The following is a 17932-nucleotide window of genomic DNA, read 5'->3' as shown; positions in this document are numbered from 1 at the left end:
TCGCCTTTACCACTCTTATTGACCGTTTCACAAGTTGATGTGCAGATGCACTGGTTGTAAAGTAACCAACTTATAAAATTTGAGCTTTGAACTCAATCAATAAGGCAACAGAAGTTGCCAATCGGCATTTGACCCGGCTGTCCGTATGGCCTTAACTCCTCGGTAGAAGTGGTCAAAAATTATCTGCTGGAAAGCTCTAATTCATATTGATAAATCAACTTTCCAAAATCACAGGTATTACACTATCAGACGTTTCCCGAAAAATCAAGGGATATTTTAAAATTTATTTTTTATTTTTATTAGATCAGGAATCAACAGGTCGTCATAACCTCTAAAGTCATCTTTAGCTTTCTCCACTTGAGATCAAACGTTTCTGCATAAATATGCCCCCTCATTTATTCAAGTCCACTTCTCACGTAATTATAGATAAAGCAATGACTCTTATATTTTCACTTTAACCTCTATCCTTCCGTATTGATTTAATCGATATATTCTCCTAATGAAGCCATACTTTTTCGAAAAAATGTTTTTCCATTTGTCTATATAGTTCTCAGACAGCGATTTAAGAATAATTCAAACCATTTACGGGGATGTAATCCAAAGAGTAGCAATGCTTGCACTGTGTCTATAAAGTACAAATTTAAAATTGAAATAAGGTGCATATTAATAAACTATTATTGGATATTCATTCACGCCAAAATTTTGCACAATGAGTAAATTTGCACATTGAGCAAATTGTGTTATGATTATTTTCACAAATGAGATACTTAGATATTATCCTTTAATCCATCTTAAGGAGGTGAACGCATAGGCGGTATAACATTATGAAACGAACGTTGCGACACTTAAAAAAAGAAGCCACGGAGAAAGCACTTGCCGGAGTTGCTTTTAACCTGACGCTGGAGCATGGACTCGACGGCTTTACGGTAGAGGATATCGTGCAACAGGTCGGATGCTCGCGGAGAACATTTGCCAACTACTTTACATGCAAGGAAGAAGCTGTTGCGCTTGGAGCTCTGTCTGTGCCAAATACAGCCGAGCTTGAACATCTGATTACAGAGATTCCGGATCATGCCTCCCTGCTGGAAATTATGTATGAACTGGTTAAAATGCAACTCACGTCCGAATTAATCGGCAGACTGCATCAACTTGTCATCTTGTCCCGAACCTATCCCGTGCTTGAACCTCACTATTTGGCTGCGATGCACAGACTGCAAACTCAGGCGCAGGAAACCCTGCTCGACCTGTCGAACGGCCAAAACGACGAAATCTACACATACCTTCTGATCAGCGCGATTTATGGCACCGTGTTGCCCTTGATTGAAGGAAGACTTAATGTGCTGTTGCCTGGTAAGCAAATTCCCGCAGGCTCAGAATCAGATGCAGTCCCGTTTGAGCAGTTTATGGAAACGGTGTTTGATCATTTGCGAAAAGGATTTTAAGCCCCTTCTTTTATCGTCTTTTAATCATAATCCACCATTAGAATTGTCATACTTATAATAGAAGGAGTGTAAAAAAGAGAAATGTCTACCTTATTATATAAAATAGGAAAAACCGCTTTTCGCAAGCCCGGATATTTCATCATTGGCTGGGTGATCATTCTGGGGATCGTCATCTCCATGATCAGCATCAATGGCGTGCACATCAGCTCGGAAATGAAAATTGAAGGAACAGAATCACAGAAAGTTTTGGATCAGCTTGCAAAAGAACTGCCTGCCGCCTCCGGCGGTCAAGGAAGCGTTGTGTTCAAAGCGCCGGACAACGAGCGGCTGGATACACCTGAACGTACAGCTGCCATTATGAAAGGTGTCAGCGAAGTATACGGGCTGGATAAAGTGATTAATCCAGTCGACTATGCAGCTGCGCAAGCGAATAGCTCAGGGGCATCTGCGGACGCGGCTCAAGCGATGAACATGGCCCAGTCGGCTACAGCCTCGCCGCCTCCATACGGACCATTCATGGTGAACAACGTTCCCGTGCCAGGATTGTTAATCTCATCGGATGGTAGCACAGCACTGTTTCAGTTCCAATTCACGATTGAACAGTCTGCTATTACGCAAGATGTGTTTGATTCTGTTATTCAATCCGTCATGAAGGTTGAACAAGGAACACAGATTAAGGTATTGCCTGGTGAAACGCTTAAATCGGTGTCCATTGGGGTTGGTTCTGCTGAAATCGTAGGACTGGTTATCGCGGTAATCGTACTGCTTATTACCCTTGGTTCCGTTGTTGCAGCTGGCTTACCACTAATCACAGCCCTTCTTGGTGTCGCTATTGGGGTTGGGGGAGCATTCTCGATCTCCAAATTTGTTGATATGCCAAGTGTGACATCCGTTTTGGCTCTAATGGTAGGTTTGGCTGTCGGCATCGACTATGCACTTTTCATCGTCAACCGTCAGCGCCGGATGATTATTGATCAACGCCTGAGTGCACAAGAAGCTACAGCACGAGCAATTGGTACATCAGGCAGTGCTGTATTTTTTGCCGGATTAACCGTCATTATTGCCCTTTGCGGTATGCTCGTCATTGGACTGACTTTCTTGTCCACAATGGCACTCGTCGCAGCTGCCACGGTACTGATCAACGTATTCGTTGCATTAACCCTGCTACCAGCCTTGCTTGGTCTGGTTGGTGAACGAATCTGCTCGAAGAAAGCCCGTGCGAAGGCTACCAACTCATCAGAGGCGTCAAGTCATGGCGTGGCCAACAGATGGGTCAAATTTGTCATTAAACATCGCTGGGCAACTGTTATTGCGATTATTCTTGTTCTTGGTTTTGCTGCTACTCCGATTACAAAAATGGAAATGGGCATCCCGGGAGCTTCCTCAGCGAATCTGGATACGGATGCAAGACAGAGCTATGATGCCATTTCGAAAGGTTTCGGGGAAGGCTTTAACGGGCCGCTAATCCTGGTAGCTGAACCACGTAATGCCTCTGCCAAAATGACACCAGAGCTTATGGGTGGACTCGCTATGGAGTTGCAGGGTCAGAATAACGTGGCTCAAGTCTCACCTTTAGGGATGACGGAGGATTTGGCTATTTTCAGTCTGATTCCCAAGACAGGTCCTAACGATCAATTGACTAAGACGTTAGTTAACGACCTGCGGTCAGCAGACTCTAATATGGCTAAGACCTATGACGTCAAACTTGGCGTAACCGGACTTACCGCCGTAAACATTGATATGTCCGCCAAGCTGGCTCAGGTTTTCCCGATCTATGTAGGTATCATCATTCTACTTTCATTGATTATCTTGCTGCTCGTGTTCCGTTCGATCATCGTTCCGATCAAAGCAACGATTGGTTTCCTGCTTAGCATTCTAGCCACATTCGGTATGACAACCGCAGTGTTCCAATGGGGCTGGTTGCACTCCCTCTTTGGTTTCGATACAGGCGGCCCGTTGCTCAGCTTCATGCCTATAATCGTAACCGGGATTCTCTACGGTCTTGCCATGGATTATCAGGTATTCTTGGTTAGCTCGATGCGCGAATCCTATGTTCATGGTCACCGTGGAACGGAATCCGTTATACATGGTTATAATCAGGTTAGTCGTGTCGTTGTTGCCGCTGCGGTTATCATGGTTTCCGTATTCGCTGGTTTTATCTTTACTGATGATGTCATGATTAAACAGATCGGTTTCACACTCGCGGTAGGTATTTTAATTGATGCTTTTATCATTCGCATGGCTCTGGTTCCGGCCATTATGGCGATGTTTGGCGATAAAGCTTGGTCTCTTCCGAAGTGGCTGGATCGCATCCTGCCTAATCTCGATGTGGAAGGTGAAAAGCTGATTGCTTCCCTCAATGCCCAAAATGACGAAGTGAAACCCATCTCGGATTCCAAGTCATAAAGGCTCTTGAATAACGTTCTTCAACAAAAGACCCCCTCGGTTCGTGAGGAGGTCTTTTCATTTACATTTACATTGTATTTATATTAACCTTATGCTCTACATACACCATCCCCCAAACACATGCTATAGCATGTATGTATTATAAATACCTCTAACGTCCTGTTTTGAATTGACTTAATTCTCTCGCACATTCAAGTACAGCTTCTCTAATATTGCCTTTAATTGCTCCAGTTCCTCAGGCTCTATCCCTCGCGTAACATAATTATGAGCGTCCTTGACGGTTAACAACAATCGCTGTTTTATTTCTTCACCCTTGGGAGACAAATATAAGTGGTGTGAACGTTTATCTTGATCATTAACGATACGTCGAACCATTCCTTTACGCTCTAGTGAATGGATCATTCGAACGACAGTCGTTTGATCCCGATCGATAGCCTCTGCCAACTCTTTTTGAGTCGTAGCTTTATCGAAATCCATATAAGAAATAATACTCCATTGTTCAGGTGTGACCTCGTAAGGTTTCAATTGTTTGATAAAATAATTCGTAAGCTTGAGATCCGTCCGGTGAATTAAAAAACCAGTTACATTGTATAAGTCCATTGTTGTACCCTCATTCATCATTTTGTTACACCAATTATAGGTGATATGAATGGTTCTTACAAATGACTCTGGCCAAAGTAACTCGTTTACGCCTTCTCCTTATTCGGCACTTAGAAGAAATAATACAGTGATACAATCAAGCTGAGTACAAACAGAACAATGGCAGGAATGGCTTTTTGTATGGGATCTTTAGCTAAAACAATCAAAGTAAAGGCTCCAGCAAGCATTGTCCCCCCCAGTAGCAAACCTGCCCAAAATGCAACGCCAGGTACCCATATGCCAGCAAGCATACCCATAGCTCCAACAATCTCAAAAGATCCGGTCAAAACATTGAAAAATGAGGGCAATCCAAAACGTTTGAATTCATCGGCCATCTTCCCCGAAATAATTTTGCTTCCTGTGAACAGAAAAAAGACACCTAACAGAACCTGTAAAACCGTAATAAAAATGAACATAGCTATCCTTCTTTCTTTGAGTTATACATATAGATCGCAAATCAATTACATGCTAAAACATGTATCTGATCTGTAACTTTGCTAATGAAAAAGGTTATTTAGTTACACTGACAGCTCTCAAGTTTAACAACAACCATCAATCCAATTCGCATTCTATATGCTATAGCATATATTTTGTTTTAAATTTAATCTCATGTCAACCCTGGAGTATAACTTTATTAAAATGCAACCATTCATACGCTATCTCGAATAAAAAAAGATCACTTTCAAGTGTATGCTCTAACCTACACTCGAAAGTGATTTTTGTGTTCAACCTTTCATATCAATCGAACTAGAATCAAGCCGTAATGTCCTGCACAGGACTCTTAAATCGTGCTGAAGTGCATGCTCTGACGAAAACTGCAAATAACTGCCGACTGTATCCGTCAACGGCATAACTATACTCCGGATGCCACTGAACTGCGAGTACAAACGAATTGCCCGGCATGATGACAGATTCAACTAATCCATCCTCCGCAATGGCAACAGCCACTAATTGATCGGATAACGTTTTGATGCCCTGATGGTGATAGCTGTTAACCTGAATCCGATCCGTCTGCAAGATATCATGAAGCAGATTATCTTTTTCAATATGTACGGAATGTACGAGATTGGTGTATGGAGGTTTTTGCTGGTGAATAATCTTCCGTTCTACATCCATATCTGTCGGGATATCCTGATATAACGTTCCGCCTAAAATCACGTTAAACAGCTGTAATCCGCGGCAGATGCCAAAGGCTGGTTTACCGATTGCAATCACTTTTTTAAACAGAAAAACCTCCATCCGATCCCGCTCCATACACAACTCACCACAGACGCTCTCTATCCGCTCATCATAAAGCTCCGGATTAACATCATGGCCGCCGGTAAACAGGAATCCGTCAAAGACGTTCGCCAGCGTTGTGATCATGTCCTCGTCTGTCGTTAATGGCAGCATGACCGGTATACCTCCTGAATCTTCAATGGCCTTCATATAGTCAGGAAGCATCCAGTAACTTTTTTTGTCCGTGTCGTATAAGGGCAGTACCCCTATCATCGGTTTGTTCATCTCAAGCCACCTCCTGTTTTATATTGGATTCAACGCTCATTCGTTGTTTATGTCTTACCGGGATTTACATTCAGGTTTGTTTCATTTTATCAGAGTTTCCGCTTTACTACATGCACAAAACCTTGCATTTCCCTACCTGTTACATCCTCTGTTAGCATGAGAAAAAATAGATTTCAACGCAAAAAAAGCCGCTAGATGCAGCGGCTTTCCTTCGACGTCTTAGAGTGTAAATCGTTGAACCAGCTGTTGAATATTGTCAACCGTTTTAAATAAATTCACAGTTGAGGCAGAGATTCACACTATGGAAAAGGTGAACTTATACACTTTTTAAATGATACAAGTTTTCAGGCAATGCCTGCACGAAAGGCGACCAGTCTTTCGCCGTATAGAGGTGCAACCGATGCATAGCACGGGTACAAGCTGTGTATAGAAGTTTGCGATCATACTCCTCTCCATATTTGCCGGATGAAGCATCATGCACAAGCACTGCATCGAATTCCACACCTTTGGCAAGGTACACGGGAATGACCATCACGCCCTTTTCAAACTGCTCCGTGTCTTTCGTGATCAGCTTTAGTCCCTCTACGCCGGTCTCTCTTAAACGTTCATATGCAAGGTGACTCTCTGCCGCGGTCTTGGTTATGATGGCAATCGAACGAAAACCCTCTGTTTGAAGCGCCTCAATGTCAGATCGGATGAACTCGTCACGCTGATTCTCTCCTGCCTCTACCCGGATTAATGCGGGTTTGTGATCGCTTCTGTCAAAAGCAACAATTTCTTCGCCGCCGGGCAGCATAGCTCTTGTGAATTCTACAATCTCACGTGTTGAACGATAACTTTGCAACAGCCGGATAAGTCTCGTTTCCTTCTCACCATACAACCCGGATAGTGGGGAATCCGCAGCGGCAAGCTCCGTAGCCTGCATATAGATTGCTTGCCCGAAATCGCCTAGTACCGTCATGCGGGCACGGGGAAACAGCTTTTTGATATATTCGTATTGAAATGCCGAATAATCCTGCCCCTCATCCACAAATACATAACGGATATCCGTATTGATACGCACACCTTCAATAATTTCTTTGACATATAGATACGGAGTAGCATCTTCATGGAAGAGCTTGTTCTGACGCAACATGTCTTTGGTTTGTTTGCAGATTTCATCCCACTGAGTTGGAACTGCTGCTCCATACGTACGTTCTTGATAGGCTGCGGCATCTACAAATAGTTGTTCATACGCTGACTGAACATTGACGAACTTGAACTTTCGTACTCGTTGCCTTAACGGCTTGAACGTCTGTTTCACTATTTTTCGCCGGAGCAATTCTTCTTCTCGTTCCAGAAAATCAAACGAGCCTTCATCCAGGTCAGGGCGCTTGCCAGCATTTTCCCGGGCTGCATACTGCTCAGCCACTTCGAATACAGGCTTTTCCTTATGCAGCTTACCATACGCATCTGCGTAATCGTCGATATCGAGATAATTCAACTCTTCCTCCACCCAGTCCGCTTGCCGTTCCTGCTGCTCTAGAACTGTCAGTTGTTTTAGTAACCATTCCTGCAATAACAATATCCGACTGGGTAACGAAAGATGGACATCGTACGTAGAGAATTGTGCCTTCATCTGAGCCGAAGTAATAAACTCCCGTTCACGGAACCCGATGCTGATAAAGTTTAATCCTTCACGTCCAAGCCATTCCCCATAGTTCTTCAAAGCTTTCATAAATTCCGCGGATGCTTTATAGCGAATGCCTTCCATACGAGCGGCGTAACTTGGTTCCCCATCGGCAGTAAGCACATACTCCATCTGGTCAAGGGGATCTTCCGGACGCAGACTAGATCCTAGCCAGTAATTCACATATTCCTGAAACGTCGTCTGTTGAATATTTTCTTCACCCAGCTCAGGCAATACGGTCGAGATATAACTGGCAAACATCGGATTTGGCGAAAAAAGAACCATCTGATCTGCCTTGATCGTCTGGCGATGTTTATATAATAGATAGGCCACTCGCTGAAGCGCAGCGGATGTCTTGCCGCTACCTGCGGCGCCCTGCACAATCAGCATTCGGCTACGATCATCACGGATTATGGCATTCTGCTCCTTTTGAATCGTTGCCACGATGCTTTTCATCTGAGAATTGGCTCCTTTGGAGAGTACCTCCTGAAGCAGTGCGTCTCCAATCGTCTCACTGGCATCAAACATGCCAAGTAGCTGGCCATCCTGAATCTGAAACTGACGTTTCAACTCCACGGTGCCTTCGATTCGTCCCATTGGTGTTTCGTAATCTGCCGGACCAGAGGCATGATCATAATAAAGACTTGCGATCGGAGTACGCCAATCATAGATTAGAAAATTCAAGCCTTCTTTATCCGTGAAAGAGGACACACCGATGTAAATCGTCTCTGCAAAGCCAAGATCCTTTTCCTTGAAATCAATGCGTCCGAAGTAAGGTAAGGGCAACAAACGGTTCACATTTTTCCACTGTTGCACCAATAACTTATGTCCACGTTCTCGCTCAGCCAGTACTCTCGCTTGCTGATTAATGGTATAAAAGGCTTCTTCAAAATCCGTGTATGATCCGGTATTAATCGTGACTTCTTCCCAGAAACGTTTGCGAATCTCCGTGGCCTGATCGGCAAGCCCTTCAACTTGGGGTTCAAGTTCGTCAAGTCTCGCCTGCAGTTCATTTCGCACGTGAGCCAATCTTTCTTTTTCCAATTGCCACTCGTTCGTTTCTGTCATATAAGTTAACCACACTCCTCAACCCATTTTTTGGAATGAAAAAACGCGTTGACAAATCGTAGAATTCGATGTAAAATTAATTTAGGGTAAAAAATGATACATCATTTAAATATTTTAACGAAATGTCAACTGCGCTCATGATTATATCACAGCGCATTTTTGCGTTCAATCTTTTTCTATGCTCATGAAACTTCTTTCTTTCAAAGGACCAACATTTCATTTTATAAAACTACTTATAAAACTTTACTTACCTTTTAGCCTCTTGGTCTGTTCCAAGGGGCTTTATTTCATTTGATGCTCTACTCAACGTTTCTATACGTAAAGGAGTGCTACTCCCCATTTTGATCGGATCAGGCAAACTTTTGATTGAAATGCACTACAGTTTCATTATAGATTCATGACATAATAGAACAGAAAGTAGCCATCCTATTAAATATGTGAAATACGTGGCAATTTTGAGTAGAAAGGACATGTGATTACGATGGAATACGTTAAACTTGGCAATACAGGGCTCGATGTCTCGCGCTTTTGTCTCGGTTGTATGGGGTTCGGGGACGCCAGTAAATGGGTTCACGAGTGGGTGCTGAACGAAGAAGACTCCCGATCCGTGATTCGTAAGGCACTGGATCTTGGTATTAATTTTTTTGATACGGCCAATATCTACTCACTCGGCACAAGTGAAGAATATTTAGGACGGGCTTTGAAAGACTACGCAGACCGTGATCAGGTCGTGATTGCGACCAAGGTTCATGGACGAATGCATGAAGGTCCCAACGGCTCCGGGTTGTCCAGAAAAGCCATTTTAAGTGAAATCGACAAAAGTCTGAAACGTCTCGAAACGGATTATGTGGATCTATATATCATTCATCGCTGGGACTATAACACGCCTATTGAAGAAACCATGGAAGCACTCCATGATGTGGTGAAGTCCGGGAAAGCCAGATATATTGGTGCTTCCGCCATGTTCGCATGGCAGTTCCAGAAAGCGTTATATACAGCGGAGAAAAACGGCTGGACCAAATTTGTTTCCATGCAGAACCATTTGAACCTGATTTACCGTGAAGAGGAACGGGAGATGCTCCCTCTGTGCAAAGAGGAAAAAATCGGCGTCACGCCATACAGCCCACTCGCATCCGGCAGGTTGACAAGAGATTGGTCGGTGACGACCCATCGCTCTGAAACGGATATGATTCAGAAATCAAAGTACAATGCCACCAGTGACGCGGATCGCATCGTTGTCGAACGGGTGGCGGCTATTGCCGAGAAGTATGATGTGCCTCGTACACACATAGCGCTGGCATGGCTGTTACAGAAAGAGACCGTGACTGCTCCGATTATCGGCGCAACCAAACATTCACATCTCGATGTTGCCCTGGGCGCACTGTCTGTGAAGCTTACTTCAGAGGATGTCGCTTTTCTGGAAGAGCCTTATGTTCCGCATCCTGTCGTGGGTGCTCAGTAAACAACCTTCAAGGAGCACAACAAAACATATTTATGATCCGTCAACGATATGGTCGTAAGGTTTACGGTTTTCAAAATGTTATGGTAACAACAATAGCCCCTCCTTTCCTTTGCGGAAATAGGGGCTATTTGCTAATACATCATTTTTATTTTATTCATAGGTGAAGGCGTTAACTAAACTCTCTTCCCCTCTGCTCTGTTAAATAGTGCTTGCATCAATTACAAAGCGATATTTTACATCTGAAGCGAGCACACGTTTATAAGCTTCATCAATCTGATCTGCCGAAATAACCTCAATGCTCGGGACGATATCATGCTCAGCGCAGAAATCAAGCATTTCTTGTGTCTCACGTATGCCGCCAATCATGGAACCTGCGAATGAGCGGCGATGTCCGATTAGCGAGAATGCATTGACGGGGAGTGGATCAGGCGGAGCCCCTACATTAACGAGTGTGCCGTCCAACTTGAGCAGCGAGAAATAAGCATTGATATCAATGCTGGCACTTACTGTATTAATGATCAGGTCTAATGAGCCTGCCAGCTTTTCAAATGTTTCCGAATCGCTCGTTGCGTAGTAGTGGTCTGCCCCAAACTGCAATCCGTCTTGCTTTTTACTCAGCGTTTGGGAGAGGACCGTAACCTCAGCTCCCATCGCATGTGCGATTTTAACCGCCATATGACCGAGGCCACCCATCCCTACGACTGCGACCTTCTTACCCGGACCAGCGCCCCAGTGATGCAACGGAGAATAGGTGGTAATGCCGGCGCATAGCAGCGGTGCGGCAGCATCCAGCTCAATATTGTCAGGAATGCGCACTACAAAATTCTCGGTTACCACGATATGTGTGGAATAACCGCCTTGGGTCGGCTCACCGTATTTGTCTACTCCTGCATACGTTGGAATATTACCTTTCAGGCAGTACTGCTCTTCTCCTTTACGGCAATTCTCACATTCGCCGCAAGAGTCGACCATACATCCAACGCCTACGCGGTCGCCTACTTTATATTTCGTTACACCACTGCCTACTTCAGTCACAATCCCGGCAATTTCGTGGCCCGGTACGAGCGGATAATTGACAGGTCCCCACTCCCCATGGGCTGTATGAATATCCGAGTGGCAGATACCGGCAAACTTAATCTCAATTAATACATCCGTGGTATCCAGATCACGGCGGTTAATTTCTGCGGAACGGAAGGGTTGATCGGGTCCATCCACGGCTCTGGCTTTAGCTGTAATCAATAGTATAACCTCCTTATGATTTTGGAATCCTCTCTATCTTACGCCCTATAGTTAACTCTAGGTCAAATGTTTTGCTCTACTTTTTTTAAAAAAATTGCTCGTTTTGACATCACTCCTGACCGCATGATAGAATTCACTCGCATCAACGAAAGCCCTGTACCATACATGGTTTAATCTCGATCTGATCTAGAATGGAAAGGAACAACTCGATATGACATATTCCATAAGTGAAGTCGCTAAAAAATTGGATCTGACTGTGTATACATTGCGCTATTATGACAAAGAGGGACTCATGCCCTTCGTCGAACGTAATTCGACCGGAACGAGACAATTCAAGGACTCCGATATTGATTTTCTGAAAATAATCCAATGTCTGAAAGCTACCGGAATGCCAATCAAGGATATCCGGGAATTCATAGCCTGGTGCTCGGAGGGTGATGCAACCTTGCATCAGAGGTATGACATGTTTACCGAGCGCAAAGCCAGCGTTGAGGCTCAAATGGAAGAACTCCGGAGAACAATGGAGGTTATTGAGCATAAACGCAGTTATTATCAGCAGGCCATCGAAGCTGGAACGGAGAATATTCACAAAATCGCATTGGCTCCTAACCCTCAGCATATAGCAAGCTCCTAGAGTAATGCAGGATATTAAATGATTGGGAGGGGCCTACTGATTTTCCCTCCAACATTATCTCGCTTCACGCAAAGAGGCTCCTACCTAAACGGTCGGAGCCTCTTTTTTCCTTCGGTCTATTTGTTATAAATGAAATCTACTTGCTGAAACTACTTGGATGCTGAAAGTAAGCTATCCGTAATAAATTTAAGCTGTCCTTCCAACGATACCGGGTCGTTATAGGTATCTGACGATGGATCTAGCTGAAATACATGATTGGCTTTGACAGCGGGGAGGTTCTTCCATAGCTTATTTTCGTAAATCTTTTTGGAATCACTCGTGTCCCCGGACCACGGGCTGGTGAAAATAATATCCCCTGCATAATCCGGCAGCACTTCTATCGAGATGGAAGCCCAGCCTGTGCCGCTGTCAATCGCTTCTGCCTGAGCCTTGGCTGGGGCTTTAAGTCCAAACTCGCTATAAATAATTTCTCCCCCGCGCCCATAGTTATGACCGAAGACATACAACCCTTTATCATATGGATTCAGGATCGATACGGTACGATTACCCACTGCTGCGTTTACCTTCGGTTTTAAATCGTTGATCTGAGTTTCCCACTTGCTGATCCAGGCTTTAGCTGCATCTTCTCTGTTTGTGAGTTTACCCATCTTCAGCATCAAGTCTTTGTAGTTATGCTTACCATACTCGATTTGAACAACAGGTGCGATTTGAGACAGCTTATCAATGCCTTCTGTACCTGTGTAGACAATAATCAGATCCGGTTTTAGAGCAAGCAGCTGCTCCGGCGTAGGCAGTTGATCACCTAAATCTGTTGCGCCTTGGGAAGCAAGCTGATCTTTGATGTATTTATTTTTCATCGAGCCCGATAATGCTCCAACTACTGGAGCATCCAGTGCTACAAAGTACCCTGTGTTGAAGGCTGTTAAATCCACAATTCGCTTCGGATTTTTAGGGACTTGCACTTCACCTGCATCAGACTCGAATGAAACCATCTCATCTTCTGCACCTGCTCCCGTGTCGGTCGAACCAGATGAATTGTTACTTGTTTTGCTTGTAGTATCTGAGGATGTAGCAGTCTTCTCTGCCCCATCTTTAGCTGTATTCGAAGCAGACTGACCACATGCACTCAGGATGAGCACGAACACCAGCGCCATCATGATCCATATTGAACTTCTTTTTGTACTACTCAAAATAACCCCACCTTTAATATATTGTATTCTTTGAATCAAATGATATTGATAATCGTTATCAACGATATCACGACTCTATCTTTTTTACAATACAAGTTTAATATATTCATTCCGAACTTCGTCTATTAATTGCAAAAAGAGACTTCACATCACATTTTCTCTGACAATTTTATTCCAAACTTGCCATCTGGTAAGTTAAAAGGCTATCATCATTAGAGTGGATAGAGAGATTTAAGAAAGAGAATAATCTTAGAGTATGGTTTTGAACATGGTTTTAGAGAGAGTATGGTTGAGAACATGGTTTTAGAGAATGAAGAGAAATGTTTCAAGGAGGACAAGATGGATCAGATTATACTGTGGTTAAAGTACTTTTTTCTGGGCATTGTTCAAGGTGCAACGGAGCCGATTCCGGTCTCTTCCAGCGGCCATTTAATTATTGCCCAGCGGCTCATGGGGCTGAAGCAAAACGGCCTTTCATTTGAAATTTTGACGAACACCGCTTCATTAATTGCCATTGTTTTTATTTTCCGGGAAGACATCATGAAGCTGATTACCGGTGGGTGGGGTTATTTAACAACTCGCAAATCGGAATATCGGGCAGACTTTATGTTTTGCTTATATATCGTCATCGGTACAATTCCTGCCGCCGTTGCTGCAGTGCTGTTCAAAGATCAGATTGAGGACATCTTCTCATCTGTTTATACGGTTGCAGTGGCCCTGCTAATTACGGGTGTAGCTCTCTGGCTTATTCGTAATCTGCGCGGTCGCAAGCAGGACGGTGATTTAAAGACAAAGGATGCTGTGCTGGTTGGACTCGCTCAGGCTGTCGCTCTTATTCCGGGGATCAGCCGTTCGGGTGCTACCGTCATTTCGTCCATTGCGGTCGGCATGAAACAGGATACCGCGTTGAAATTTTCTTTTATGCTCTACATCCCGATCAGTATCGGCGGTCTGATTATGGGTGCATCTGATATTGCGCATGATCCAAACCGCGCCCAGCTTGCTATCCCTTACCTGATCGCGTTTATCACCACGCTGGTCGTTACCTATTTCTCTATGAGATGGTTTATGGGCATTATGGCCCGAGGCAATCTGAAGTATTTTTCATATTACTGCTTTGCGGCAGGAACATTGTTACTCATCTTTCTATAAAAAAATTCTCTATGCACAACAAGGGGCAACCATGATGGTTGTCCCTATTATGCTTATAGTTTGTTCAATGTGCTTTGTTCCTCTCATTTACTTGATACTTCTTTTATTCTTACTATTTCAACGCTCAACCGAAGCCGGGCTTATCACTTGGCATATTGCAAAATCGCGGTTGCCGCTTGGACTCTCAGCCGTTCATCCTTGCTCTTTAATGCTTCTTTAAGTACTTGCAATGCGGCCTCAATCGTGGATTGATCAACCCGTGCGGGTGTGTGATCTTCTGTCTCCACAATCCCCGTTGCATTGCTATTGCCCCTAAGGGCCTGATCCAGCCTCGCCTGCGTTACAGGCAACCTGAATTGAGCAACAACGTTTGGATCATGCAACAAGGTCTGCATATGTTCATTGATCTCCTCCAGCGGTACCCGTCCAAGCCAGGTTACGCCCCTGCGGTGGCAGATCAAGTCATCGCTTGTGCCAATCGAGTCGTCATAATAATAATCGCCGAGGTCTCCGACATACATCCAATCCTCATCCTTAATCACGACATAATCCCCATCACTCATCCCGTGTGCAAACAGCTGGATCGATTGCAAAACTTCGCCTGATTTATCCGCGACAAGGCCATAGCGCTGCTCCAACAGTTCACGTAATTCCTCCGATGACGCCTGCTCCAGATCGCCAAGCGCTGACCACGGGATGCCGATATAGTTATCCTCCAGAAAGCTTTTCACCTTGCTGACTCCATCTACAATCGATTGAACATAAAACAAATTCACAGATGCCGCCTTCCCTTCCTTCTTGCCATAAACCTAGTTAACCATCGGAACGCCCGTATGTCTACTTCCAGACAAGATTACCTCTTTCCAGTAGAAGCGTTATGGCTTTGTTCCCCCTTCCCTCTTCACTTCCATCGTCCTTGTTCTATATCTTGTTCGTGATCTCCCCTGATATAGGCCAAAGCTATAGCTAGATATAATTTAATGGAATTACTTAATAGCCATGCTTATATGATACCTTACTGTTAACACATTGCAGAGGGGTTAGGACAAATGACAAAAAGCAGCGTATTGGGGTATCCGCGAATTGGCGCCGACCGGGAATGGAAAAAAGCACTTGAGGCATTCTGGTCAGGAAAATTGCAAGAACATGAACTTCATGCGAGACTACAGGAAATTCGTTTCGATCATTTGCAAAAGCAGCAAGCCAAAGGCATCGACCTGATTCCAGTGAACGACTTCAGCTATTATGATCATATTCTGGATACAGCCGTGATGTTTGGTATTGTGCCAAAACGCTTTGCTTATACCGGAGGCGCTGTGCCTCTCTCCACCTATTACGGCATCGCCCGTGGAACGAAAGATGCCGCAGCCAGTGAAATGACCAAATGGTTCAACACGAACTATCACTATATTGTACCTGAACTGAACGATGCTTCGCCGATTTTAACCGAGAATAAACCGCTGATCGCATACCTTGAAGCCAAAGAGAAGCTCGGCATTGAAGGTAAACCAGTCATCGTTGGACCGCTGACCTTCCTGAAGCTCTCCAAGGGGTATGATGCATCCGAAACCGATGCTTGGCTGGATCAGTTGGTTCCGCTTTACACTCAGGTATTACAAGAACTTGCGGACGCAGGCGTACAGTGGGTACAGATCGATGAGCCGATTCTTGTCACCAAACTGCATGACCAGGACGTACAGCGCTTGAACAAAATCTATACAGCCTTTGCATCCGCTGTTCCTGGCTTAAATATCTTGCTGCAGACATACTTTGAGTCCGTGGAAAACTACAACGAAATCATTCAATTGCCAGTGCAAGGCATCGGTCTTGACTTTGTACATGGACTTGAAGGCAACCTGCAATCCATTCAAACGAGTGGTTTTCCAGCAGATAAAGTGCTTGGCGCAGGCATCATTGACGGACGCGGTATCTGGAAAGCCTCCCTTCAGGACAAGCTGACATTGTTGGGCACCCTTACTTCAGTCGTCACAGCTGAAAGGATAATCGTACAGTCCTCTTCCAGCTTGCTGCATGTGCCTGTGACAACAGCAAAAGAAACCAAGCTTGCTGCTGAACTTAAAGAAGCACTCGCATTTGCCGATGAAAAGCTGGATGAGATCGTTATTTTGACCAAAGCACTCAAACAGACCGATGCAGACATTACCGCTAAAATCAACGAAGCCGAGCTGAAACTGCAAGCATTGCAGCGTTCTGAAGATCGTAATCGTAAGACAGTACAGGATGCTGTGGCTTCTATCCGGGTACAAGAGCCTAACCGCTCACGTCCGTTTGCACAACGTCATATAGCACAACAGGACAAATGGCAATTGCCTCTGTTTCCAACGACAACGATTGGTAGCTTCCCGCAAACAACGGAGGTTAGAAAAGCTCGCCAGCAATGGCGCAAAAACGAGTTGAACAATGAACAGTACAGTTCCTTTATCCGTGATCAGATTGACAGCTGGATTAACATTCAAGAGGAGATCGGCATTGACGTGCTGGTTCACGGTGAGTTTGAACGTACGGACATGGTTGAATTTTTCGGAGAGAAGCTTGCTGGCTTCGCCTTCACCCAATATGGCTGGGTACAATCTTACGGATCACGCTGCGTGAAACCGCCTGTTATTTTCGGAGATGTTGAATTTGTAGGTGAAATGACGGTGGAGGAAACAAAGTATGCGCAGTCGAAAACAGATCGCCCTGTCAAAGGTATGCTGACTGGCCCGATCACCATCATGAACTGGTCTTTTGTTCGGGATGATATTGAACGGGAAACGATTGCGTATCAATTGGCATATGCACTCAGACAAGAGGTTGAAGCGCTTGAAAAAGCTGGCATCGGCATGATCCAGGTGGATGAACCTGCCGTTCGTGAAGGCTTGCCGCTCAAAGAACATAAACAAGCCAGTTATCTGGATTGGGCGGTCAATGCTTTCCGTATTACGACCTGCACTGTACAGGATACAACCCAAATTCATACCCATATGTGCTATTGCGAATTCCACGATATGATCGACTCTATTGAAGCGATGGATGCCGACGTCATCTCCATTGAAACCTCGCGCAGCCACGGCGAGCTGATTCACAGCTTTGAAGAGAATACCTATGAGCTAGGTATTGGACTTGGCGTATATGACATTCACAGTCCGCGTGTACCAAGCGTCGAAGAAATGAGCAATATGATTGACCGCGCTTTGCGTGTGCTCGATCCGAAGCTGTTCTGGATCAATCCGGACTGCGGTCTGAAAACCCGTGGACAGGAAGAAACCGTGGCTTCTCTGAAAAACATGGTGGATGCAACCCGAATTGCACGGGCAAAGTATAATGCTACTCCTGTTCTGAACTAGAAAAGTTGAACAACTGATGATTTATACGGACGCTTCAATTATTATAAGCCGGAAACCTGTATCATGCAGGATTCCGGCTTTTTAATGTGATCACGTTTTAAAATCAGTATTACATCAACGTATTAGGTCATTCGTCACGTTGACTAATCCATGATTCCTCATTATAATTCGGACATCAAGA

The 17932-nt window shown here is 44.6% G+C and carries 13 protein-coding genes; 6 read left to right on the top strand and 7 right to left on the bottom strand.

Annotation, left to right across the window (positions count from 1 at the left end; translation table 11 throughout):
- Positions 1–824 precede the first annotated feature (824 nt).
- Positions 825–1442, top strand: coding sequence for a TetR/AcrR family transcriptional regulator (locus tag Q9R46_RS09200; protein WP_311279779.1), 618 nt, complete (start codon positions 825–827; stop codon positions 1440–1442).
- 81 nt (positions 1443–1523) lie between these two features.
- Positions 1524–3848 (top strand): MMPL family transporter, encoded by a 2325-nt coding sequence (locus tag Q9R46_RS09195; RefSeq protein ID WP_311279778.1) that lies wholly within the window; start codon positions 1524–1526, stop codon positions 3846–3848.
- A gap of 174 nt (positions 3849–4022) precedes the next feature.
- On the opposite strand, the gene Q9R46_RS09190 is transcribed toward Q9R46_RS09195, so the two are convergent.
- The 4 genes from Q9R46_RS09190 to helD all read right to left on the bottom strand — a co-directional run bounded on the left by Q9R46_RS09190 (position 4023) and on the right by helD (position 8727).
- Entirely contained in the window at positions 4023–4448 is a 426-nt protein-coding gene (locus Q9R46_RS09190; protein WP_145330643.1) for a MarR family winged helix-turn-helix transcriptional regulator, read from the bottom strand.
- Positions 4449–4558: 110 nt separating this feature from the next.
- A complete protein-coding gene (locus Q9R46_RS09185; RefSeq protein ID WP_311280983.1) occupies positions 4559–4909 on the bottom strand; it encodes a DoxX family protein in 351 nt (116 codons plus the stop codon).
- A gap of 331 nt (positions 4910–5240) precedes the next feature.
- Positions 5241–5990 (bottom strand): gamma-glutamyl-gamma-aminobutyrate hydrolase family protein, encoded by a 750-nt coding sequence (locus tag Q9R46_RS09180; protein ID WP_311279777.1) that lies wholly within the window; start codon positions 5988–5990, stop codon positions 5241–5243.
- Between the two features lie 316 nt (positions 5991–6306).
- Positions 6307–8727 (bottom strand): RNA polymerase recycling motor HelD, encoded by a 2421-nt coding sequence (gene helD / locus Q9R46_RS09175; RefSeq protein ID WP_311279776.1) that lies wholly within the window; start codon positions 8725–8727, stop codon positions 6307–6309.
- A 481-nt stretch (positions 8728–9208) separates the two neighbouring features.
- On the opposite strand from helD, the gene Q9R46_RS09170 reads away from it, so the two are divergent.
- Positions 9209–10189, top strand: a complete 981-nt coding sequence (locus Q9R46_RS09170) for an aldo/keto reductase (protein ID WP_311279775.1) — start codon at positions 9209–9211, stop codon at positions 10187–10189.
- A gap of 198 nt (positions 10190–10387) precedes the next feature.
- Here Q9R46_RS09170 and Q9R46_RS09165 read toward each other — a convergent pair whose 3' ends face one another.
- Positions 10388–11428, bottom strand: coding sequence for an NAD(P)-dependent alcohol dehydrogenase (locus Q9R46_RS09165; protein ID WP_311279774.1), 1041 nt, complete (start codon positions 11426–11428; stop codon positions 10388–10390).
- Positions 11429–11639: 211 nt separating this feature from the next.
- Between Q9R46_RS09165 and Q9R46_RS09160 the strand changes: the two genes are divergently transcribed.
- Entirely contained in the window at positions 11640–12062 is a 423-nt protein-coding gene (locus Q9R46_RS09160; protein ID WP_145412965.1) for a MerR family transcriptional regulator, read from the top strand.
- 149 nt (positions 12063–12211) lie between these two features.
- Here Q9R46_RS09160 and Q9R46_RS09155 read toward each other — a convergent pair whose 3' ends face one another.
- Positions 12212–13252, bottom strand: coding sequence for an ABC transporter substrate-binding protein (locus tag Q9R46_RS09155; RefSeq protein ID WP_311279773.1), 1041 nt, complete (start codon positions 13250–13252; stop codon positions 12212–12214).
- 339 nt (positions 13253–13591) lie between these two features.
- Here Q9R46_RS09155 and Q9R46_RS09150 point away from each other — a divergent pair, with 339 nt between their 5' ends.
- Positions 13592–14404, top strand: a complete 813-nt coding sequence (locus tag Q9R46_RS09150) for an undecaprenyl-diphosphate phosphatase (protein ID WP_311279772.1) — start codon at positions 13592–13594, stop codon at positions 14402–14404.
- 143 nt (positions 14405–14547) lie between these two features.
- On the opposite strand, the gene Q9R46_RS09145 is transcribed toward Q9R46_RS09150, so the two are convergent.
- Positions 14548–15180 carry a hypothetical protein gene (locus Q9R46_RS09145; protein WP_311279771.1) on the bottom strand — a complete coding sequence of 211 codons (633 nt, stop codon included), beginning with the start codon at positions 15178–15180 and terminating at the stop codon, positions 14548–14550.
- Between the two features lie 273 nt (positions 15181–15453).
- Between Q9R46_RS09145 and metE the strand changes: the two genes are divergently transcribed.
- Positions 15454–17751 (top strand): 5-methyltetrahydropteroyltriglutamate--homocysteine S-methyltransferase, encoded by a 2298-nt coding sequence (gene metE / locus Q9R46_RS09140; protein WP_311279770.1) that lies wholly within the window; start codon positions 15454–15456, stop codon positions 17749–17751.
- Positions 17752–17932 lie beyond the last annotated feature (181 nt).

Source organism: Paenibacillus sp. RRE4, assembly GCF_031844205.1.
Classification (GTDB): domain Bacteria; phylum Bacillota; class Bacilli; order Paenibacillales; family Paenibacillaceae; genus Paenibacillus; species Paenibacillus xylanexedens_B.
This window is presented reverse-complemented; position numbering and strand designations above follow the sequence as displayed.